The organism is Gimesia alba (assembly GCF_007744675.1).
GTDB lineage: Bacteria > Planctomycetota > Planctomycetia > Planctomycetales > Planctomycetaceae > Gimesia > Gimesia alba.
In genome coordinates this window covers 3,823,767-3,845,241 of sequence record NZ_CP036269.1, presented here as the reverse complement: position 1 = coordinate 3,845,241, position 21,475 = coordinate 3,823,767, and the positions used below count along the sequence as shown (strand labels likewise).

The window sequence follows — 21,475 nt, the reverse complement described above, 5'->3', positions numbered from 1 at the left end:
AAAAGAATTCAGTCTGTTTCCAGAACGAGCCAACGAGAGAGGACTTCAGGATCTGCTTCAATCATTCTCCATTGTCCATGGACTTCGACTCCCTGTTCTTCAAATATCGTTTGCAGGCGGTTGTGTTTTTTTGATCCAGTTTCGTTTCTTGTTGTGAGTAGAACCGTTCTGGAACGCGGGGAACTCATTTGTGAAATCAATTTTGCAAATTCGCCATCGGTCTGTGACTTACCTGGTTCGAGTGTTGCCAGAAAATCCAATAAATATTCCAGCCCCATCGAACCAATGCCGACTTCCAACAGCTCCAGAGACTTGCCTTGAGAAACCAGAGTCAGTTTTGTATCTCGGCTGTATCGTAAATGCTCTCTGCAAAGTGTTCCTACAAAACTGATCGCCCATTCCACACGTTCTGCCTGTTCCTGGTTCGCAAAAGAGGGCAACCACAAGTCCAGTCCGATAATTAAATCGTAGTTTCGATTTTGATGGTATTCCTGAACCATCAATTCTCCCTGACGGGCAGAACTTCGCCAGTGAATGGCGCGTTGACTGTCACCAGATCGGTACTCACGGATGTGGTTAAACTCGTCATCAAACACACCACGTCGACTTTGATTCTGCTGAGCCATTTCTGCGATCGAGAAAAAATCGTCAGCCCAATGCGAACTTAATCTGCCAATTTGAGGATGGACGATGATTTCACTGTATTCAGAAAAAATGGCGCCACGTTTCACCAGCCCCAGAGGATAACGGGTTGAAACCTGTAAAGGTCCGAATTGATAAATCCCTCTATGCTTCAATTTCGCATAATAGTGAGCCGACAAGTTCTGACGTGGCCCAACGCGTCTGAAGACAACTGATGCTTCCAGTTGATCATCGCGATTGGAGAAGCTGTCATTCACTTCCATCAGATAAGCCGCGATGAGTCTTTTATTATTTTCTAAAATGATTTCAGCGGTAAAGGTTTCACCGACCATTACTCTTTGGGGAGTGATTCTTTTTAACTTAATGTTCTTTAACATGCTGTATGTGATCCAGCCATTGAGAACAAATGGCCCCGTCATCATCGCAAATACCAGCATTAACATGTTTTCGCGAGAGAGCACAGATCCGACAAAGAGCACCATCATGATTAATAAATAGACGACGCCATCTCGGGGGAGGGAGACACGATTTCGCCCAATCCGTTTTAGCTGAAATCGCTTTAATTTCGGAAAAAACGAAATCAGAACTTGATGGAATCCCCAAAGAAAGATGCCTGCCGCAACAATCCTGAGTATCAGAGGCAAGTTATGGTGCAAACGGCCGAGTGTGAGTGGTGCTTGAAACGTATAAGTAAACACAAAGGCGGCGACGAACATGATAATCAGCCCCGGACGCCATTCCGCTCGCCTTTGCCAGAATTCATTGAGTCGATGCTTCATATCATAGTATCTAATAACAGCGCCACTAAAATCAGAGAGACATGCAACAGCCTTTCTTGTGCTGCTTTCATTTTATCAGCAAGCAGAGAAAGATCTATGGCGAATCCTACCGAAAAACAGGGATTGATGTTTCTCTCCATTCGACTGGAAAGTGAACTTCGGTCCTTACTTCAATGGGTGAAGTCCCGCCTCCTTCCGTTTTTGATTAAGCGAGTTAAACGCGCGTGGATCTTTCTTGCAAAACTTGATCAACTGTGATGAAGAACACCCCAGAAACTGGCAGGCTGCTTTCACATCAAACTGAAAATGGGCGATTGAATCGAGTGCTTCAGCAAGGAGTGCCGGAAAATCATCATGCTCCGGATTTACTTTGAGTGTCCCATTTCTAAGTCGCCCTTGCCAAAGTGGAGAAGGGGATTCCGGAATCTCCTGCAAACGATATTCGATTGCCAGATTCACCCGCAATCGAAATATCGCCATCTGACGATTTCGAGCCTGCTGTCGTGTTTCAGACGCTTCTCCGATGATATTTGTTGGAAGGTGCTTGATCACAACTCCGGTTTCCACTTTGTTGCGATGCTGTCCTCCTGGCCCTGAGCGCCTGACATGCTGGATTTTACAATCTTTGAGTAACAACTCCTGATCGAGGCAAGCAGGATGAACCTTTCCGTAGAGTGTTTTCACAGAATCGGCCGAAGTCATCTCAAATCACTTTACTTTTCAAAAGAAGCCATGTTGTGTTTTCAGCGTGCTTCACAGATCAAAATAATCCGACTATGATACAGCGGGCGGTCTATGATTATAGATAATCTCGATCGCCTTCTGCCAGACTGTGTCCAGTTTTATTGTCGCGTTTCCAAGGCCATTTGGACCGAGTATATTAGATTGAAACACGCTATGGTAAAATGTGATGCGATCTAGAACTATCCTGCCAGAGTCAATGGCTCCTCAAGAATTTGGGTGTAACATGCAGAACTTGACCATAAAACCATTCGCCAGAAGGCTCTCACCAGGAATTTGTTTCATCACAATGATCTGCCTGCTGACCTGTGGCTGTGGGACTCATGACCCCAACAGCAGGGCAGTGACGGAGTTCGTTCTGCAGGCCGGGGGGAAAGTCATTCCGGTCAACAGTGATCTCCCCATCGATACAACTGGCAAAATTCCGGAAGGAGATTTTGCTGTTCGAGAGATCGATTTAACAGATGCCAAAATTAAAGATCTTGATATGAAAAAGTTTGTCGATTTGCCCTATCTGGAATCGCTGAATCTGCACGGAACCAATCTGACCAACAAAGGCCTGGCGAATATTTCTGGTTTACCAAAGTTGCAATCATTGGAAATTGCCTACACGCGTGTCACAGATGAAGAGGTCAGTAAACTGACACGATTTCCCCAATTGCGAAAGATCTTTCTGTACGGAACTGCGGTAAAACCGCAAACGATCGAGGACCTCAAAGCGAATCTACGCGACTGTACAATTTACAAATAGCCCGCAGCAAAGATCAATCAGAAGTACTTGAGATCGGTTTCTGCCAGGGAACACTTCCATAACGCTGGATCTCAGCCCGCAGCAGTGCTGACATCTGATTGAACTTTTTTCGATTTTTCTCGGCGAGATTATTTTTCTCCAGCGGATCAGCTTTCAAGTTGTAAAGTTCCAGCGGCGCGAAGGGGCTGTTCTGCAGTAGCTTCCAGTCACCACTGCGGACTGCTTCAATCGTTTTTCCTCCATAACGCGTTCCTCCTTCACGTCTGCGATAGAACCAGTTCTGCCGTAACGGAGCCTGCGTCTTACCTTCAAGAGTTGGCAAAATACTGACGGCGTCTAAACCTTCAGGTACAGAAATTCCAGCCGCTTCGCATACCGTCGGGAACAGATCCATGCTCATTGCCATGAAGTCACTCTGGGATTGGGGCGCAATCCGATTTTGCCAGACGACTCCGGTAGGAACTTTCAGCCCCCCTTCGTAAACGCTCTGTTTGCCGTCGCGAAGGTTCCCATTATTCGCCCCCACACTTAATTGTCCGCCGTTATCCGAGCTGAATACAATGATCGTATTCTCGCTTAAGCCTGTTTGATCCAGTGTCTGAATGACTTTTCCGATTCCCTCATCCAGGTGCTCAATTAGCGCAACCAACTTCGCGCGTTTGGGGTCGATGCCGGGTTCACGTCGAACGACTTTTTCAACCCACTCTTTCGGAGGTTGAATGGGAGTATGCGGAGCATTGTAAGCCAGATACAAAAAGAACGGTTTTGGACTCGTTGCCTGTTGCTGCAAAAACTCACAGGCCCAATCTGTAAACAAATCAGTGGCATGGCCTTGGGGATCAATCGTTTTCTGATTGAGTCGCATATAATTTACGTTGTGTCTTCGGTGCTGGTAATAATCATCCATCATGTCACCAAGAAATCCATGAAAGAAATCAAATCCACGCTCATTCGGTGTATTGGGCGATTCAAGTCCCAAGTGCCACTTCCCAATGATGCCGGTGTAATAGCCTGCTTGATGAAAAACATCCGCTAATGTGATTGCCGTAGGCAATAAGTACCCCCAACTATTCTCAGGGTGAGTTCGGATCACTCCGGGAACACCAACCAGGTCTTGATAGCGCCCGGTCAATAAAGCAGCTCTCGTCGGAGAGCAAACAGGGCAGTTTGCATAAAAATTTGTAAACTTCATCCCGCGGCCAATGAGCTGATCGATCTGCGGCGATTTCAAATCGGTGGCCCCATAGCTACTCAAATCACCATAGCCGAGATCATCTACCAAAATCACCAGCACATTCGGCTTGGTTGGCTTTTCTGCAGCCTGAAGCGGTAACCTGGTCCAGAGTACAACGGACAGCAGAAATAATATCGGTTTGAGCATTTTCACTATACGCATCGATTCGATCTCTTTCGTTTAGATGATTCGTTGAAGTTTTGTCCTGGATTAAGGTTCGAATTCGTCCCAGAGTTTTTCAAACTCAGATTCAAAACGTATCAATAGAGCAGGGTCATTTGTAATAATCAAGTTTTCTGAATTGTTTTTTGATGCACTCCGGGTCCAGTTATAGCTGCCTGTTAACATGAATTCAGAATCAAACAAGGCAAATTTATGGTGCATATGAAATTCCGTTTGATCAATTCGAACGGGGATTCCAGACCGGGAAAGCTGTTCGATATCTGAACCCAGATCATAAGATTTATCATTATCTGAGATAATTCGAACGCTGACTTTGCGTTGATGGGCATCTTGAATGGCACGCGTGACTCGGTCATCAGTGATTGTGAAGACACAAATATCAATTTGTTTTCTTGCAGAGTCAATCATTCGACAAATACGATGCGAGCAATCATCGCGGGGACTGAAGAGCGCTTCCGATTTTAAATCCGACTCTCGACTTTTGGTATTGGCCAGAATTTTCATCACATCTTCCAGCCAGGCCAGGCTTTTCTCATCAGGAACAGTGGCGGGCTTGTGCTCCCGAAAGATCTCAAACGCTTCTTTGCGAACGAGCGCCAGATTATGGTCCGTAAGCGTGATATGAGAAAAGATCTGGTTCAATGCGGAACGTTCACTGCGCGTCATCTGAAAATCTGCAAAGGTTTGCAGTAACATATTACGGATTTGCGAACGATCCATGATTTGGTCTTGATCCTCTCAGATTAATTGGAATGATTACTATTGGTATCTAGACTGTGTCCAGTTTTACTGTAGCGTCTCCAAGGCTATTTGGACCTGGTATATTAGACTGAGGCATGCTATGGTAAAATGTGATGCGCTCTAGGATGTAATACTGTTCCTTTTATGGTAGCGTGATCTCTCTTGCTGGAAAAGACTCTTGTATGAAACTATTGATCTCAGGTAGCTCTGGACTGGTTGGTTCTCAGTTATGTCAGAGTCTGGATTCCGATTCTGCTTTTGAAATCGTGCGTCTGGTTCGTTCTCCTTCTTCTAAAGGCATTGGCACATCCGTGATCTGGCAGCCTTCTCAGGACCGTCTTTCTCCCGATTTGTTATCAGGAATCGATGCCGTCATTCATCTGGGAGGCGCAAATATTGCGAATCAACGCTGGTCTCCTGATGTCAAACAATCAATTTATAACAGTCGTGTGCAATCGACCAGCCTGCTGTCCAATACGTTAGCTTCATTGGAAACGCCGCCGTCCACGTTTTTGTGTGCTTCCGCGATTGGCTTTTATGGAGATCGCGGAGCAGACCGGCTCGATGAAAGCAGCTCTAAAGGGCAGGGATTCCTGGCGGATGTTTGTGAAGCCTGGGAACATGCGTCGCAACCTGCAGTCAAAGCCGGGATTCGTGTCGTGAACATGCGGTTTGGAATGATTCTGGATCAATCAGCGGGGGCGCTTTCCAAAATGCTGACGCCGTTCAAGCTGGGAGTCGGCGGAAAAATTGGTTCGGGTTCACAGTATTGGAGCTGGATTGCCTTACCCGACGTCATCAAGGCGATTTTATTCTGCCTGCAAAACGAAACGATACAGGGCCCGGTCAACTTTGTTGCTCCAGACGAAGTGACCAATCTGGAGTTCACAAAAACGTTAGGCAAAGTTTTGTCGCGTCCCACCTGCTTGCCGGTTCCCACCTTTGGAATTAAAACCCTGTTCGGTGAAATGGGGCGAGAGCTGATGTTGAGTAGTGCCCGCGTTACTCCTGAGAAACTGCAGTCTGCCGGGTTCGAATTCCAGTATCCAAAACTGGAAGACGCACTGCGCGCCATTTTGGCAAACTAAGCAGAATTCCGTTTGAGAAAGGCTAAAGATTACTGCAGAATCGGAAGCGATGAGCCTGGGTTATGTTGAAACTCTTTGGTGACAATTGATCCGATTAACGTGGTCGGCGTCACATCAAAGATTTCCACGTGAGCTAGAGTACCCGCTAATCGCGGATTGCCATCAAAGACGACGATACGATCACAATTCGAACGTCCCATCAGCTGTTCAGCCAGAGTGTCACCGGCGTCTTCACTGGCTTTCAGCGCTGATTTACTGGGCCCTTCGACAAGAACCTCGACTTCTTTGCCGATAAACTCGGCGTTATCTTCTTCGCTGACCTCGTTCTGCAGCTTTAGCATTTCATTATTGCGGCGTTTCTTGACTTCGTCCGGAATGTCATCCTGAAACCGCTCTGCTGCTTTGGTCCCCGGTCGCTCGCTATATTTGAAAATAAAGCTGTTCTTGAAGCGAAACTCCCGAATGGATTCCAGGCTTTTCTGATGTGATTCTTCCGTTTCTCCCGGATGCCCGACAATAAAGTCGCTGGAAACAGAACAGCCCGGCAGAATTTCGTTGACCCGCTGCATCATGTCGCGGTAATCCTCAACGGTATATCCACGCTTCATGATTTTTAAGACATCGTTGCAGCCATGCTGCAGGGGAACATGCAGATAACGCGTCGCTTTCGGGAGATCCCGAATCGCTTCCAGAAGATCGTTTGTCATATCTTTGGGATAACTGGTGACGAATTTGATGCGTGAAATCCCCTCGACATCGTGAATCAGATACAACAGATCAGAAAGCCGAAACAGCTTGCCATCCTGCGTATGCTTATAACTGTTGACAGTCTGTCCCAGTAATGTGACTTCTTTCACACCTTGATCAGCGAGGACTTTGACTTCTGAGAGAATTTCGCGAGGGGAACGGCTTTGTTCCGGCCCTCGTGTTGAGGGAACGACGCAATAGGAACAAAACTTATCACAGCCGATCATAATCCGCACAAACGCCTGATAAGGCGAGGGCCGCATTTCCGGATCACGCAGGGGATCATAACTTTGGAAACTGTTGGTAATCTCAGCCAGCTTGCCATCTTTGCGGCCTAAGCCCACAGCCAGTTCGCGGCTCCGTTCGCTTTTGCTGTGATGAATGCGTGCTTTATCGATCAGCCCGGAAACTTGTGCCAGTTGGCCTGTTCCGACGACAAAATCGACCTGAGGTGCTTTTTGAAAAATCAGCTTTTGATCTTTCTGCGCCATACATCCCATCACGCCGATAACTTTCTTCGGATTTTTCCGGGCACCGTATCGCAGTCGGCCTAATGAACTGTAGATTTTATGCTCGGCGTGCTCTCTGACGCTACAGGTATTGAACAGGATGGTCTCTGCTTCTTTTACATCCTGCGTGAGCTCATAACCCCGTTTTCGAAGATCAGCCACTACCAGTTCGCTGTCCAGCATATTCATCTGGCAGCCTACGGTTTCGATGTAGAGCTTGTGATTATGGTCTGTCACAACATCTGGCAGGCCTTCTGTCTCAGCGACAGGAATCTGCTCTGAATCGATGTTACCGGTTTGATCAATCTGAGACATGAACTGATTCAACTAATCAAAAAAAGAAAAACGCATCTCAAGCGGAAAACCGTTCCACCAGATCTGCGAATATTCGAGGGTCTAAAAAATTATAGCAGTGACTAAGCTGCTGATGCTTGCTGATCTGCAGAAGCAGGATCTGTCTCTGCATTTAACGAATCACTACTGGACGCTTTTTTCCCCTTGGGGGCTAATTCCTGCGTATATTCAATGGCCAGTTGCTGGACCACGACTTTCTTGTGATGCGTCATCAACGAAGCCAGAGACTTTAACGCTAAAAGTGACGCGACAACGTACAAGATTAGATTCCAGACATCCATGTCAATCCTCCTTGAGATCCATGGTGGCACTTATAGTGATTTTAGTTGCGACCTACAGTTAACAACTCCCTTAAACCCGTCGCTCACAAGCTGATACGCGGCTTGAACAGGTATTTTTGGCAACACCTGTTAATATTTCAATATCATTTAAGCCAGTTTCATGAAACCCACACAAAAGAATCACAAAAAACAGGCATTTCTACGCTGATTTATGAGTTTGAGGAGCGATTTGCCCCCGATCGCTCCCCAGCCCCCCCATTGACTATTCGCGAATTCGTTCCACATAAGAACCAGTCGCCGTGTCCACTTTGATTTTTTCGCCCACATTGATGAAGGCAGGCACATTGACCGTAGCCCCTGTTTCAATCGTGGCCGGCTTGGTCACGTTGGTCGCTGTATTTCCTTTTGCGGCAGGCTCTGTATAGGTCACTTCAACGATCACCTGCTGCGGCGGGTCCATTCCAATCAGCTGATCATTCCAGAATAACAGGCTGCAGATCGCCCCATCCAGAAGATATTCCGCGGCATTTCCACAGACCGATTCGTCAATGTTATATTGTTCATACGTTTCATTGTCCATGAAATGCAGCCCGTTCGCATCTTTGTACAGAAACTGCCCATCGCCTTTGCGGATATCAGCTTGTTCCAGGCTCTCACCTCCACTTTTATAAGTACGATCGAGAATGGTTCCTTTGAGCAAATTTCGCAGTTTCGTTTTGTACAAGGCCTGGCCTTTGCCTGGTTTGACGAAATTGACTTCGATCATTTCATAAGGATCACCTTCGACGATCACCTTAACGCCCTTGCGAAAATCGCCTGTACTGATTTGTGGCATCGCTTAATTTCTCTGACAATAAAAGTGTTGTGAAAAAGACATTTGTGTTTTGTTTCCAAGCCCGAGAGAATAACATATCTTAAACCGGTTGCAAACGGAGAGCAGGGGAAATGTCGACCAATTTCTGGCGCCTGCGCTTCGTAGAGATGCCTTTTTGCTGAAAACAGATCTTGCTGATTTCCCGCTATTAAAGACTGCGCGTGGCCTCAAACTGCTGAATTATTTGGAAAATTGCCTTAAATGACCTCAACGCTTTCAGAATCCACCTGGCAAAAGTCGCTCGCACAGGCCATCCGTGACCCCAGACAACTGATTTCCCAACTCAGGCTCCCTGAATCCTTGCTGCCCCCGGCTCTTAATACTGTTCAATCGTTTCCGCTCATGGTCCCTCTGAGCTATTTGAATCGCATCGAACCAGGCAACCCAGAAGATCCGCTTCTCAAGCAGGTCCTGCCTGTAAATTATGAGAATCAAACCGTTCCCGGGTTTTCTGACGACGCCGTCGGTGATCTGAAAGTACGCACCACGCCGGGGATTTTACATAAATACCAGGGTCGTGCCCTCTTGATGGTGAGCGGCGCCTGTGCGATCAACTGCCGTTACTGCTTTCGTAGACACTACCCTTACCGCGATGAGCCCCGCACACTGGCTGAGTGGGAACCCGTCTGGGATGCACTCAGCGCGGACACTTCGATCCAGGAAGTGATCCTGAGTGGAGGAGACCCGCTTCTTTTGACCGACCTCCGATTACAGGAACTCTGCGAGCGAATTTCTGAAATTCCGCATGTGAAGCGGTTGCGGATTCATAGTCGCATGCCAGTGGTGCTCCCCGATCGAATTCACTCCGGCTTGCTGGAACTGTTTCAACGACTCGCAGAACATGGGACGCTCGTCTGGATGGTCATTCACGCCAATCACCCGAATGAAATCGCCGAGGACGTTGAAACCGCTCTCAAACAACTGGTTTCTGCAGGGATTCCGGTTCTCAATCAATCTGTATTACTAAAAGGCATCAATGATTCTGTTGACGCACTCGTCAGTCTCTCGGAGCGTTTAATCAATCTGGGAGTGACTCCGTACTACCTGCATCAACTGGACCGCGTTGCCGGCGCTGCGCACTTTGAAGTGCCTGAAGAGCAGGGGAGAGTGATCATCCACGAATTACGCAGACGCCTGCCTGGTTATGCCGTCCCCCAGTATGTTCGAGAAATTGCCGGCGAATCGCATAAAGTTTCGTTACTCGGTTGAATCTCGCGTTCTGGCATTCAGCTCAGAAAACAGTTTCACAAAACGTTCTCCTCGTTCGGCGAAACTGGAAAACCAACCGTAACTGGCACATCCTGGCGATAGTAAAATCAGGTCCCCTGGTCCAGATTGCCGAATTGCCCAGTCAAAGGCGGCTTCAAACGAAGTTTGCTGAGGGGAAATCACTGTCGAAGAATTCACGTCCGACCGCTTCTTCAAATTATGCATCAGCTCAGAAAGCACCGGCCCCGTCTCTCCCATTAATGAAGTCGCTTTCGAATGCTTCAGGATCTGAGTGGCAAAATCCGTCAAATCCACTTTTTTGTCTGAGCCTCCTGCCAGCAGGATGATGGAACAATTCTTAAACGCTTCCAAAGCACAAATAGCAGATTCCGGGGTTGTTGCCAGGGAATCGTTATAAAAACGACGCTCGAGAAATTCTCCGACGAACTGGAGTCGGTGGGGCAGTCCCTCGAAATTTTTCAGTCCTGCCTGAATCGCCGCAACTTCCACGCCGGCACAAGTACAAGCAGCAATCGCTGCTGCCGCATTCATCCGATTATGCATTCCAGGAACATTCAAGTGTGGCAGAATTGTGTCATTCTGCTTCGTCAGTTCAAATGCATCTCCCTTGAGCAAGACATCAGGCTGAGTCTCCGGGACAGCTCCATACCGGACCATCTTACCGGCGGCACACCAACTCTGTAGTTCCGGTTCTTCCGCATTGATGATGCTAAAGTCGTTTTGCGTCTGCCAGCGAAAAATGGTCTGCTTTGACTCACGATAGTGCTCGACCGTCTGATGCCAGTCCAGATGATTGGGGCTGAAGTTGGTGACTACCCCAATCTGCGGGCTGGCCTGAATCCGATTCAATGCTTCGAGCTGGAAGCTGCTCAGTTCCAGAATCACCCAGTCGTCAGGTTGAATCTGATCGACGACCGGCAAGAGACTGACGCCGATATTGCCTCCCAACCAGCAGCGAGCGCCTGAAGCTTGCATGATCGCATGAATCATGGCTGTCGTTGTCGATTTTCCATTACTCCCGGTCACGCCAATCACTCTCGCGGGATTCAACTGCCAGAAGAGCTCCATTTCACTGGTCACAGGAATTTGATGCGCCTCTGCGTTTTTCAGCAAAGGATGGCTGGGGGGAATCGCTGGGTTGACGACCAGCAGATCGGTTTCAGGCAGTTCGTGTGGCTCGCTTCCCAGCTGATATTTGATCTGAGACAGAGTTTCGAGCTGCTGCAGGGAATCGGTAAGCGACGTTTCGTCTTTGCCGTCGACAACCGTAATCTGTGCCCCTTGGGCCGCCAAATATCTGACTGCAGCAATCCCTCCGCCGAACCGGCCTAATCCCAGCAGAGTGACGGGACGTCCCTTCAATTCAAAATCTTGGATCAGATAAGGATTTAATGACATAGCGTAATGCGACTCTTTCTCGAGTCAATGAATTGAGAACCGACTTTGGAGGGGCCTTGTATCAGTAGGTTTGCATATTTGGTTGATCCGCGGTAGTCTGATTTCGGAACAAAATTTATTAATCATCCCGCATTCAGAGGATCAGCCAATGATACTCGCCGCTGATAAGAATACCTGGTTGGGGCTTCATCCTGCCGACTGGATTGTACTGGCATTGTACTTTGTCGTCATTCTTGCGATTGGTCTGTGGTCAATCAAAAAAGTAAAAGATATGACGGACTTCTTCATGGGGGGCCGCCGGTTCGGCAAAGTCTTCATGATGTTCTTTGCCTTTGGATCGGGGACAAGCAGCGAACAAGCTATCAGTGTGGTGGCAGGTACCTGGCGCGCCGGTCTGGCAGGTATCTGGTGGCAATTTCTCTGGCTCTGGGCAACTCCTTTCTACTGGATCGTTGCTCCGATCATGAGACGCATGCGCGCGTTGACTACGGCCGATTTCTTTGAAACCCGGTTCAATGGCCCCACGGCTGTCCTGTACTCATTCTATGGGATTGCGATCTCAATCACGTTTATCGCCGGCGGTTTGTTCGGCACTGGTAAAATGGTGGATGCCTTGACCGGAAATGAACTTGATCGCATGGCAATTCAAGCCAATATTATGGTTCCTGCTGCTGAATGGGATGCGAAAGAGAAAACATTTCAAATCACAGAACGCCGACTGCAGGGGTATGAGTATGCAATCCTGGCGGTGACGGTCATGTTCGTCATCTATGGAATGGCGGGCGGGCTGGGCGCAGCGATTATTACCGACTTCATTCAGGGTATCCTGACGATCATCTTTTCCTTTTTACTGTTGCCGTTCGTCTTTTTTGAGATCGGCGGCTTCGGCAAACTTCATCCCCAGTCAGAACTCAAACCGGGTATGCTGGATCTGATTGCCAGTCCAGAAATCGCTGCCACCCTGGGGAGTGAGCCAATTACTCCATTTTATGTCTTCATGCTATCGGTGACTGCTTTGGCGGGCATTGTGATTCAACCGCATATCATGGGGGTCTGCGGAGCAGGGAAGACTGAATTCGAAGGCCGTTTCGGTTTCACTGTAGGGAACTTTCTCAAACGATTCTGCACGGTCGCCTGGACCTTTACCGGCTTGGCATGCATTATCTGGTACATGGGAGACAGCAGCCCTTTGAAGACCTCACCCGATCCAGCAGATCAGGCGATTTATCAATCATTGATCATGCGGGCCAGTCCCGAATTCCACGACTTACCTGCAGAAGAGCAAGCGAAAATCGAGACCACCGATCGTAATTTCGCCGATCGACTCTTCGGGATGGCGGCACATGATATTCTGCCTCGGATCGCACCGGGACTGATCGGCTTGTTGCTCGCTTCGCTGCTGGCCGCCGTAATGAGCACCAGCGATGCCCAGATGATTATCTCCAGTGGTCTGTTTACCGAGAATATCTATAAAAAGAGCCTGGTGAAAAATCGATCGCAACGACACTATCTCTGGGTCGGGCGTATTGCGGGGCTGGTGATTGTGATCCTTGCACTCATTTTGCAGACGACGTTTACGGATATCATTGCGGCTTTGAAAGTCATTGTAAAAACTCCCGCCTGTATCGGGATCAGCCTCTGGTTTGGGATCGTCTGGAGACGCTGGAATGTGATCTCCGTCTGGGTTTCTACTGTGACGGGAATTCTGGCCTGGATTGCGGTTGCCTTCTATCCGGACTGGTTATATCAATCAGGAATGCTACCGGATATGATGTTTAAGGTTGATGGTGAATCAGTCAAAATGTGGGACGTGTGGCAGATGTTCTCCTTCATGAGTCTGGCGATCCTGAGTGGGATCATTGCCAGCTTCCTCACGCCTCGCCAATCACAGGAAAAACTCGACCATTTCTACAACTTGATGCATACCCCCGTCAAATTGAACGAAGTCATCGAGTCACCTTGTACCCTTCCGGAGAACCCGGAACCGGTGGGTAAAAAACTTTTTCCCAATTCCAAGGACATCGAAATTCCCAAACCGACGCTTGAGGATCTCGGCGGTTTTATCCTGGCCTGGTGCGCCGTCGGTGCGATCATCTGGCTGACGAAATATCTCGCTGCAGTCGCTTAAGGAAAGGAGCGTCCTGTTTCCGGTTGACAAACTCAAGACGCTGTTATTCTGAATCAGAAGTCGAAATACACCTGAATTCAAGACCAATATATAAATTCTCCTGTTCGCAGGGAGCTCTGGTTAGCGTTGAAAAACACGTCTATCGATTGCTTTCACAGGCACTTCAAAGTAGATCACAACAGCTTCTGTGGCTATCAAAGGGGATCACGGGGTGTTCATTTTCGGTCAGGGTTTTCATCTGTGCCAAGCAGGAACTACTCAAACCTGCAGGCAATCGCTTTTCAGTGCGCGCATAAAAAACAGCCGGAAACAAAAATGTTACCGGCTGTTCAAAATTGTGATGAAGCTACTTAACTCTAAATTAACTGCGATAAGTCACAGTCACTTTTCCGCGTCGAGATTCAACCACGACGCTGTATTTACCATAATCAAATACTTTGCGACGGCCATCTTTACTGCAGCGAACGCACTCACAAGCACAAGCAGGAGCACAAATTTCTACAGCAACACACCCAGGCTCACAACAGCTGCGTTTGGGAGCACAAGGATCAACAATGGTGACCAACTTCGGATTTGAGCAGGGGGCAATGTTGCGAGGCCGCTTGTATTTTACACAATCGAACAGCGGAATCGCGTGGGAAGCAACATGATGCTTATACGGTTGCGGTGTCAACTCTGGCATCGGCTCAGGAGCAATTGCAGTCGCAGGGGGCGCTGCAGTCGTTTGACTCAAATAAACACCCTGTCCCAAATCAAATGCAGGACCTTGTGCCTGAGCTGCCGTAACGGTAAGGGCCATCATACCCAATGTGTAACAAACAATCTTGTTCATCTCTGAATACTCCTTTTGCTACCACGGTGAACTCCATGAAGGTAGCGGATTGATAAAAATCAATAATGTCTCTCCCTGACGACGTGCCTGGCCATTCTCCAGAATGTTAAAATTCAGGCAATTGAATAGTCGGGATGTTTTCGCGGTTGTCCACCACCAAATTATAACCTACCTGAAACAGGCGGCTGAAATTTTCGAGCAAGGTAATGAAAAACCGGTATCAGTTACGAGCCTGATAATGGTCAGAGATAATAAGTGAACTTTGAGATGACAAGGCTGGTTTGTACTTTTTTTACGTAAACTGTCAAACAACCCCGAACCGCCCGATCGGAATATTTTTACACCATTGTATTTCAAAGTCTTTAATGACAGGGAATTGCAGTATCTCCAAAGGAAATCGTCATGCACGACACATGGGTTTTGTGAATTGAGCCGATTTGAGCTTCTCAAGAGTTCCCGGCAATACGAGAATAGGAATTAAACAAATGAGGTAAGCTGGAGTTGCATCAGCGGCTGAGATCACACATAATCTAATTGGTTTAATTTCAAGGACTTGAGGGAGATATCCATGAACGAGCCGGCAAACCGGTTAAAACAGAAACCAATCTTGCGCTCAGCAGTAGCGTCTTATGCCTGTCTATCTGTTTTGTTACTCTTTACAGGCTGCGGTGGGAGTACCCCACCGGCAACGCCTCCGCCACAATCTCAAACAGCGACCACTCCCGCACCGGCTCCCGCGAATCCTGCTGCTCAGACGGCTCAAGCAGAGCCTCAAAAAAATGATAAGAAAAAGGAGGGCCGCAAAATGATTGACGGCATCCCATATGATGTCTGGTTTGATAATCCGTTATCAGTGGCGGGAAATACTCAGGCAGTTGCCCCCGTTTCGCTGCCAGGTAATGCAGTCACAGCGACTCCCACGACGCCCGCCCCCGCAAGTGAAATGAAAACCGCGGCCACGCCCGGTACCCCAGTCGCTGGTGGGATCGACTGGAAAACCATCATTCCCATGCCGGTTCTGGAAGCCCACGTGAAAGAAATTCGGAATCGACTCACCAAAAATATGCAGTCGGTTGGTACCTACAATAACAGCTACCTGGAAATCCCAACGTTCACAACAACCCTCGCTGCACTGGCAGGCATTGTTACGGAACACTCGGAAGACGTCAGCTGGAAAAAAAATGCCAAGTATCTGCGTGATCTGGCAGCAGGGATTTCAGCAGAGCCTTTGAAGCGCGGCGCTAAATCGTTTCGTGAGATTCAAGTTCCCTATGAACAAATGATTGTGATCATGAATGGCAGCCTGCCTGCAGGAATTGCGGACGCGGATGAGAAGAAGCCCCTGTCCGATGTCGCTTCAATGGGAGATTTGATGAAGCGGGCTGACATTGCCTCGAAATGGCTGAAATCAAATGTTGGTAGTGCGGACGCGTTGAAATCGGAAAAAGAGAAAGTAATTGAGGAAGCGCATCTTTTGGCTGCCATCTCAAAAATCATTACAACTGAAGGATACGGTTATGTCGATGATGAGGGTTTCTTAAACCATGCTAACCCGATGGCAGAAGCCAGCCTGCAAATGGTTGCAGCGGCAAAAAGTGACAATTTCCCGGAATTCGATAAAGGGTTAACACGAGTCTATAAAGCCTGCACGGAATGCCATAGCGAATATAAAGAGTAAGACCAATTCGACATGGATCTTAGCTGACTCAAACACACCAACACCGGCAAGCAAGTCGCAGAGAGGAAATCGAAGGAATGATACACAATTGGTGCCATACAGGGCTGAGAGCCTGCTTATTGATTACGATTCTGGGAGCTGGCAATTTTGTCCGTGCAGATTGGATTGAACTGGTCAACGGCCACAAAATTCAGGGAGACGTACTCAAGGAAAGCAATAATCATCTTCTCGTCGATATCGGCATTGAGGTTCTACGAATTCCGGTGGATCAGATACGCTCACGGTCAAAGTCCGATAAGCTGTCTGATGTCAAAAAAACGATTTCCCAAAGCAAAGATAAACTCTATTCCGTTGCCGAACTCCCGGTGAAAAGTATTAAGGAACTGGCCCGAATTTATGGGGAAGCAGTGACTCTGGTTCAGACCCCCAGCGGACTTGGCTCTGGCTTCATCATCAATGACCGCGGCTACTGCGTCACGAACTATCATGTGGTAGAGAAAGAAACGCGGATCGCCGTTACCATTTTTCATCGAACCGCGAACGGAGAGTTTCAACGTCGACAGATCAAAGATGTGGAAATTGTGGCGTTGAACCCATTTTTTGATTTGGCATTGCTACGCATTCCGCGACAGAAAGATATCTCATTTCGCACCGTGTATCTGGCAGAAAATGATCAACAACGCGAAGGAGAAGAAGTCTTTGCCATCGGAAACCCACTGGGGCTGGAACGATCTGTCTCGCGTGGAATCGTCAGTACTCGGAATCGCAACATGCAGGGGATTGTCTATATCCAGACAACAACCCAGATCAATCCCGGTAACAGTGGCGGCCCCTTGTTCAATTCGCGTGGGGAAGTCATCGGCGTGACCAATATGAAGTTGATTCTCGGCGAAGGCCTGGGCTTTGCGATTCCGATTACCTATGTGAAACATTTTCTGGATAATCGTGATGCCTTTGCATTCGATAAAACGAGTCCCAATACAGGCTATCGCTATTTTGATGCGCCTCGCAGAAAAACAGTGAATTCTGAAAAGTAAGTGAAGATTTTTGCAACCAGTGTCTGTTTTTGCTGGTACACCCTGATGAATTTCCCCCGTCAATATTTTTGTATCAGAGCAGGATGCAAGGCAGGTTGGGGTTGTCAGAAAAAACAGAAATGCTACAAATAATCAGTATTTATTATCGTCGTGCTCAATTGCTTCGACAGGGCCTTTAAGTCAAAGCGAGCGTGAGATCTTTTAAATCCCTTCTAAATAAGAGAAAGAATGAAGGCTCCAATGAGAAAGCCACTTTTGTTTTTTACTTTGATGCTGATGCAGGCGATGTTCCTGCTTACCACAGTTCAGGACAGCTATGCACAAGACCGTGTCAAGGCGGCCCAACGTATTCCCGCAGATTCTTTGCTCTACTTTTCGATTCCCGATGTTGAAACATTGGGTGATAAGTGGAGCCGGTGTTCCATGGGTCAGATGACTTATGATCCCGCATTTGCTGATCTGAAGAAAGATCTGATCAAACTCTCCGAAAAATTCTCCGAAAAGTTCGAAGAAGAAACAGACTTGAGCCTCAGCAATGTTCTCAGCATTCCCAACGGCGAAGTCGCGCTCGCGTTCGTCAAAAGTGAGGAAGGAAAGTTTGGCGGCCTGGGTCTGATGGAATATGGCGAAAGCGGTGAAATCCTGGAAAAGATCCTGGAGAAAGCCGCTGACGGCTTTGATAAAGAAGGCGCTCAGCGTTCAATCCGCAGTGTTGATGGAACAAAAATCGTCGTGTATTCCTTTGAATCAGACGAAGACAATGCACCGGTCAAAGTTCCGCTGGCAAAGAAATTTGCTTACTTCCTCAAGGACAAAACCTTTGTTGCCTCAAACGATGACAAAATTCTGGAATCGGTTTTAGCCAATTGGGATGGCCAGGGACAGAATACCTTAGCGAGCAAAAAAGAATATCAGTACATTCAGAATAAATGTGCTGATGCAACAAATCCGGCCGTTATGCAGTGGTACATGAATCCCATTGGTGGTCTACAGTCTATTTTAGGTGTTGCCAGCCGTATCAATCCGCAAGTTGGTATGGTATCGGGATTCCTTCCCGCATTAGGGATTACCAACCTCAAAGCAGTTGGCGGCTCGACTTATCTTGCAACGAAAAACTACGACTCGATTTCGAAATCGTTTACTTATGTTGAAATGCCGACTTCCGGTGTGATCGATATGTTTAAGTGCCCGGCAGTCGCTCAACAACCGCCGATCTGGGTTTCCGACAAAGTCTCAACCTATTACTCAATCAACTGGAGCATCAGCGGTGCTTATGATTCGATTGAGACACTCTTTGACGGTTTCCAAGGACGTCCCGGAGCACTCGCAGCCATCATCGATCAAATGGCTGAGAAACCCGAAGGGCCGAAAATTCACATCAAAAAAGATATTGTCGATAATATGAGCGGCCGCATTCAGGTCGCTACGGAATTGACCGAAGGGGAACAAGTTGACTTGACTAAAATGTCGGGCCAGTTCACCGTGGCGTTCGGACTCAAAAATTCTGACGCATTCCAGAAAGTCATTGCATCGCTGACTGCCAGAGATGACTTCCCGGGTCAGACTCGAGAGTTTCAGGGAATTACGCTCTATGAACTCCCGGGGGCCATCTTGAGTTCCCCCACGGATGCTGCCTTCTGTATTGCAGAAGACCAACTCTTCATTGCCAATGATGTCAAGCAAATCGAAAACGTCTTACGCAAAGACCGTGGCGTTGGTTCGCTGGTCAATAGCGACAATTACAAACGGATTTCGGAAAACTTCCCCGAGAAAACGTCTATCATTACTTATCAGAATGCAGACGCACAGGTTCATGCTCTCTATGAATTAATGAGAAAAAATGACAACAATGTCGATCTGCAAGGGCTTGATTTATCCAAGTTGCCTTCATTCGAAGTGATTAAAAAGTATTTGCCCATTTCAGGCGGATATACTGTTCCCGACGATCAAGGGTTCTTCACTTCCACTTTTGGTATTAAAAAGTCTGAAAACTAAAATATTTAAATCTCATGCTTGAGCTTAATAACCCGGTGAGACCTCTCACCGGGTTATTTTTTTGGCCAGACTAGAACTTGTCCCAGTCCCAGCGTTTGCCATTTGAATGATAAATGTCACTTCAAACTGCAAAGACCGATTCCCTGAGTTCAGAGAAAGTGAATCGCTCAAAAGTTGAAATTTCCAAAGCAGGAATTCTGGTCATAACTCAGGCATCCAGATATATTCGAATGAATACCACCAGCGCACTTTTGAACCATCGTTGAAAAAAGAGAATCGACCAATGCGAAAGTCATTTTTGCTGTCTGTTTTTTGTTTGACACAAATCTTCTTACTGCCGGGTATTCAAGACAGCGCCGTGCAAGCCAGTGGTCAGATGGCACGCCGCATACCTGCTGATTCTTATTTTTATCTCACCATGCCGGATATTAAAAATCTGGTGGAACAATGGAAAAAACGTTCTGTTTTACAGATGCTGGACGAGCCCGCCTTTGCAGATTTTAACCAGAAACTGAAAACGAACTATGAGAAAGCATCCCGGGAGATCGAACAAAAAACGGGATATTCTCTAGCTACCATTTGGGATGTTCCCAGTGGAGAAGTTTCCATTTCCGCCTTCAATACTTCAGATGACCACATTGGTAGTGTCGCACTCATGGAGTATGGAGCAGGCGAAAGCAGTGTGGTTTTGAAAAAACTATTAGGGCTTGCTGCCGATGAGATGACCAACGGCGGTGCCAGTCGTTCCATTAAGAGCGTTCGAGGTACCATCTTCAGAATTTATTCCTTTGAAGAGACAAGACAAACACCAGATTCCAGTCCCTTCGCCAGAAAAGTCGCGTATTTTCTAAAAGACAATACGCTGGTTATTTCAAATGATGACAAGCTGCTGGAATCCATTTTAACTAACTGGGAGGGGCGTAAAGGAGATTCTCTGGCTGATAACAAAGAGTTTCAATATATCTTCAATAAATGTGCCCAGAAAGATGCGGCTGCCTCCACCCACTGGTACCTGAACCCGGTCGGTACCATTCAATCAACATTGGATATTTATAAAAAATCCGAACCAATGGCAGGCATGGCCCAGGGAGTGTTACCCTCACTGGGAATTTCAAATTTGAAAGCCGTGGGTGGTTCAGCTTATTTTTTTACCAGAGACTACGAATTTATCTCAAAGACCTTTACCTATGTGAAACTGCCTGGCTATGGCTTGATCGAAATATTTCGCTGCCCCGCAGTCGCGCAACAACCTCCCTGGTGGGTTTCGAATCAATGTTCCAGTTATTACTCTTTCAACTGGGCGATTGACGATGCCTATCAAGCTGTTGAATCATTGCATGACGGTTTTCGTGTGAATCCCGGTGCACTCGCACAAGCCATCGATGACTATTCGAAGCAAGAGGATTCTCCCAAAATTCATCTTAAGAAGGACATTTTGGATAACCTGACTGGCAGAATTCAGATTATCGCAACCCAGCAGGGCGAAGAAATTGCTGAACAACTCTTAGGAAGATATACGGTCGCAGTTGGCCTGAAAAACCCGGAAGCATTCCAAAAGATCATGCACGCATTACTAGAATGGAATGATTCCAAAATAGCGACGCGAGAGTTTCAGGGGACCACCTTGTATGAATATCCCGAAGGCCTGATCCCTGCCGCTTTTTGCATTACCGATAATACACTGATTGCATCAACCAATGTGAAAGCGCTGGAAAAAATCATCCGGAATGATCGCCAGACAGACTCGTTAGTCGATGATCCCAATTACAAAAAAATATCGCAGATTTTCCCCACAAAGACCTCGATCATTTCATACCAAAGATTAGATACGTCGATTCTGGCAATCACACAACTCTTCCAGAAAAACAAAGATTCCGTCGACATTGATGAAGACATCTTATCCCAGTTTCAGGATCTTGAAGGCGTGATCAAATACCTCCCGATTACCGCCGGTTATACCGTTCCTGATGACCATGGCTTTTTCTCTGTCCGGGTTACGATGAAAAAAACAGCGGAATAATGCGTCCCCTTTAAAGAAGCAGATTCAGGGCATTCGACAAGTCACTGAAATCAGTCCGATTTTTACGAAAATTGACCAATACTTATCGGTTGGAATCGTGTTTAATGTATTAGACCGGGCAGGGGCAGAGGAGTCCCATTCCAACCTCAGTAAGGGTATTCCTGATCAAAACCTTCGGTCAGGGGCCTTTGGAATGCGTGCTGGAAACGTGTTCGGGCATGAAATCTCTGGAA

Annotated in this window: 17 protein-coding genes; 8 read left to right on the top strand and 9 right to left on the bottom strand. The window is 47.4% G+C overall.

Features of this window, described 5'->3' with window-relative positions:
* Nucleotides 1-8 precede the first annotated feature (8 nt).
* On the bottom strand, nt 9-1,421 hold the full coding sequence (locus tag Pan241w_RS14445) for a DUF58 domain-containing protein (RefSeq protein ID WP_145216965.1): 1,413 nt from the start codon (nt 1,419-1,421) through the stop codon (nt 9-11).
* Between the two features lie 165 nt (nt 1,422-1,586).
* Nucleotides 1,587-2,123, bottom strand: a complete 537-nt coding sequence (locus Pan241w_RS14440) for a peptide chain release factor family protein (RefSeq protein WP_145216963.1) — start codon at nt 2,121-2,123, stop codon at nt 1,587-1,589.
* A gap of 328 nt (nt 2,124-2,451) precedes the next feature.
* Here Pan241w_RS14440 and Pan241w_RS14435 point away from each other — a divergent pair, with 328 nt between their 5' ends.
* Entirely contained in the window at nt 2,452-2,913 is a 462-nt protein-coding gene (locus tag Pan241w_RS14435) for a leucine-rich repeat domain-containing protein (protein ID WP_198000526.1), read from the top strand.
* A gap of 13 nt (nt 2,914-2,926) precedes the next feature.
* Here Pan241w_RS14435 and Pan241w_RS14430 read toward each other — a convergent pair whose 3' ends face one another.
* Nucleotides 2,927-4,294: a sulfatase family protein gene (locus tag Pan241w_RS14430; protein WP_390621021.1), complete on the bottom strand. Its 1,368-nt coding sequence runs from the start codon at nt 4,292-4,294 to the stop codon at nt 2,927-2,929.
* Nucleotides 4,295-4,357: 63 nt separating this feature from the next.
* Nucleotides 4,358-5,050: a phospholipase D-like domain-containing protein gene (locus Pan241w_RS14425; protein ID WP_145216955.1), complete on the bottom strand. Its 693-nt coding sequence runs from the start codon at nt 5,048-5,050 to the stop codon at nt 4,358-4,360.
* Nucleotides 5,051-5,253: 203 nt separating this feature from the next.
* Between Pan241w_RS14425 and Pan241w_RS14420 the strand changes: the two genes are divergently transcribed.
* Nucleotides 5,254-6,159 (top strand): TIGR01777 family oxidoreductase, encoded by a 906-nt coding sequence (locus Pan241w_RS14420; protein ID WP_145216952.1) that lies wholly within the window; start codon nt 5,254-5,256, stop codon nt 6,157-6,159.
* Between the two features lie 29 nt (nt 6,160-6,188).
* On the opposite strand, the gene miaB is transcribed toward Pan241w_RS14420, so the two are convergent.
* The 3 genes from miaB to efp all read right to left on the bottom strand — a co-directional run bounded on the left by miaB (nt 6,189) and on the right by efp (nt 8,885).
* On the bottom strand, nt 6,189-7,730 hold the full coding sequence (gene miaB, locus Pan241w_RS14415; protein ID WP_145216949.1) for a tRNA (N6-isopentenyl adenosine(37)-C2)-methylthiotransferase MiaB: 1,542 nt from the start codon (nt 7,728-7,730) through the stop codon (nt 6,189-6,191).
* Nucleotides 7,731-7,831: 101 nt separating this feature from the next.
* On the bottom strand, nt 7,832-8,050 hold the full coding sequence (locus Pan241w_RS14410) for a hypothetical protein (RefSeq protein WP_145216946.1): 219 nt from the start codon (nt 8,048-8,050) through the stop codon (nt 7,832-7,834).
* A 262-nt stretch (nt 8,051-8,312) separates the two neighbouring features.
* A complete protein-coding gene (gene efp / locus Pan241w_RS14405; RefSeq protein ID WP_145216944.1) occupies nt 8,313-8,885 on the bottom strand; it encodes an elongation factor P in 573 nt (190 codons plus the stop codon).
* A gap of 240 nt (nt 8,886-9,125) precedes the next feature.
* On the opposite strand from efp, the gene epmB reads away from it, so the two are divergent.
* Entirely contained in the window at nt 9,126-10,133 is a 1,008-nt protein-coding gene (epmB, locus tag Pan241w_RS14400) for an EF-P beta-lysylation protein EpmB (protein WP_145216941.1), read from the top strand.
* Here the strand turns inward: epmB and murD are convergent.
* On the bottom strand, nt 10,122-11,552 hold the full coding sequence (gene murD / locus Pan241w_RS14395; protein WP_145216938.1) for a UDP-N-acetylmuramoyl-L-alanine--D-glutamate ligase: 1,431 nt from the start codon (nt 11,550-11,552) through the stop codon (nt 10,122-10,124). The genes epmB and murD overlap by 12 nt on opposite strands.
* A gap of 148 nt (nt 11,553-11,700) precedes the next feature.
* On the opposite strand from murD, the gene Pan241w_RS14390 reads away from it, so the two are divergent.
* Entirely contained in the window at nt 11,701-13,680 is a 1,980-nt protein-coding gene (locus tag Pan241w_RS14390; RefSeq protein WP_145216935.1) for a sodium:solute symporter family protein, read from the top strand.
* A gap of 361 nt (nt 13,681-14,041) precedes the next feature.
* On the opposite strand, the gene Pan241w_RS14385 is transcribed toward Pan241w_RS14390, so the two are convergent.
* Entirely contained in the window at nt 14,042-14,512 is a 471-nt protein-coding gene (locus tag Pan241w_RS14385) for a hypothetical protein (RefSeq protein ID WP_145216932.1), read from the bottom strand.
* Nucleotides 14,513-15,080: 568 nt separating this feature from the next.
* Between Pan241w_RS14385 and Pan241w_RS14380 the strand changes: the two genes are divergently transcribed.
* The 4 genes from Pan241w_RS14380 (at nt 15,081) to Pan241w_RS14365 (ending at nt 21,242) form a co-directional block, all read left to right on the top strand.
* Nucleotides 15,081-16,190 (top strand): cytochrome c, encoded by a 1,110-nt coding sequence (locus Pan241w_RS14380; RefSeq protein WP_145216928.1) that lies wholly within the window; start codon nt 15,081-15,083, stop codon nt 16,188-16,190.
* A 77-nt stretch (nt 16,191-16,267) separates the two neighbouring features.
* Nucleotides 16,268-17,227 carry a S1C family serine protease gene (locus tag Pan241w_RS14375; protein ID WP_145216925.1) on the top strand — a complete coding sequence of 320 codons (960 nt, stop codon included), beginning with the start codon at nt 16,268-16,270 and terminating at the stop codon, nt 17,225-17,227.
* A 240-nt stretch (nt 17,228-17,467) separates the two neighbouring features.
* Nucleotides 17,468-19,222 carry a hypothetical protein gene (locus Pan241w_RS14370; RefSeq protein ID WP_145216922.1) on the top strand — a complete coding sequence of 585 codons (1,755 nt, stop codon included), beginning with the start codon at nt 17,468-17,470 and terminating at the stop codon, nt 19,220-19,222.
* Between the two features lie 283 nt (nt 19,223-19,505).
* Nucleotides 19,506-21,242 (top strand): DUF3352 domain-containing protein, encoded by a 1,737-nt coding sequence (locus tag Pan241w_RS14365; protein ID WP_145216920.1) that lies wholly within the window; start codon nt 19,506-19,508, stop codon nt 21,240-21,242.
* The last annotated feature ends 233 nt before the right edge of the window (nt 21,243-21,475 follow it).

Excerpts from the sequence above, each read along its gene's own strand:
- Pan241w_RS14445 (WP_145216965.1), bottom strand. The coding sequence starts at position 1,421 with ATGAAGCATCGACTCAATGAATTCTGGCAAAGGCGAGCGGAATGGCGT.
- Pan241w_RS14440 (WP_145216963.1), bottom strand. The coding sequence starts at position 2,123 with ATGACTTCGGCCGATTCTGTGAAAACACTCTACGGAAAGGTTCATCCT.
- Pan241w_RS14435 (WP_198000526.1), top strand. The coding sequence starts at position 2,452 with ATGATCTGCCTGCTGACCTGTGGCTGTGGGACTCATGACCCCAACAGC.
- Pan241w_RS14430 (WP_390621021.1), bottom strand. The coding sequence starts at position 4,294 with ATGCTCAAACCGATATTATTTCTGCTGTCCGTTGTACTCTGGACCAGG.
- Pan241w_RS14425 (WP_145216955.1), bottom strand. The coding sequence starts at position 5,050 with ATGGATCGTTCGCAAATCCGTAATATGTTACTGCAAACCTTTGCAGAT.
- Pan241w_RS14420 (WP_145216952.1), top strand. The coding sequence starts at position 5,254 with ATGAAACTATTGATCTCAGGTAGCTCTGGACTGGTTGGTTCTCAGTTA.
- miaB (WP_145216949.1), bottom strand. The coding sequence starts at position 7,730 with ATGTCTCAGATTGATCAAACCGGTAACATCGATTCAGAGCAGATTCCT.
- Pan241w_RS14410 (WP_145216946.1), bottom strand. The coding sequence starts at position 8,050 with ATGGATGTCTGGAATCTAATCTTGTACGTTGTCGCGTCACTTTTAGCG.
- efp (WP_145216944.1), bottom strand. The coding sequence starts at position 8,885 with ATGCCACAAATCAGTACAGGCGATTTTCGCAAGGGCGTTAAGGTGATC.
- epmB (WP_145216941.1), top strand. The coding sequence starts at position 9,126 with ATGACCTCAACGCTTTCAGAATCCACCTGGCAAAAGTCGCTCGCACAG.
- murD (WP_145216938.1), bottom strand. The coding sequence starts at position 11,552 with ATGTCATTAAATCCTTATCTGATCCAAGATTTTGAATTGAAGGGACGT.
- Pan241w_RS14390 (WP_145216935.1), top strand. The coding sequence starts at position 11,701 with ATGATACTCGCCGCTGATAAGAATACCTGGTTGGGGCTTCATCCTGCC.
- Pan241w_RS14385 (WP_145216932.1), bottom strand. The coding sequence starts at position 14,512 with ATGAACAAGATTGTTTGTTACACATTGGGTATGATGGCCCTTACCGTT.
- Pan241w_RS14380 (WP_145216928.1), top strand. The coding sequence starts at position 15,081 with ATGAACGAGCCGGCAAACCGGTTAAAACAGAAACCAATCTTGCGCTCA.
- Pan241w_RS14375 (WP_145216925.1), top strand. The coding sequence starts at position 16,268 with ATGATACACAATTGGTGCCATACAGGGCTGAGAGCCTGCTTATTGATT.
- Pan241w_RS14370 (WP_145216922.1), top strand. The coding sequence starts at position 17,468 with ATGAGAAAGCCACTTTTGTTTTTTACTTTGATGCTGATGCAGGCGATG.
- Pan241w_RS14365 (WP_145216920.1), top strand. The coding sequence starts at position 19,506 with ATGCGAAAGTCATTTTTGCTGTCTGTTTTTTGTTTGACACAAATCTTC.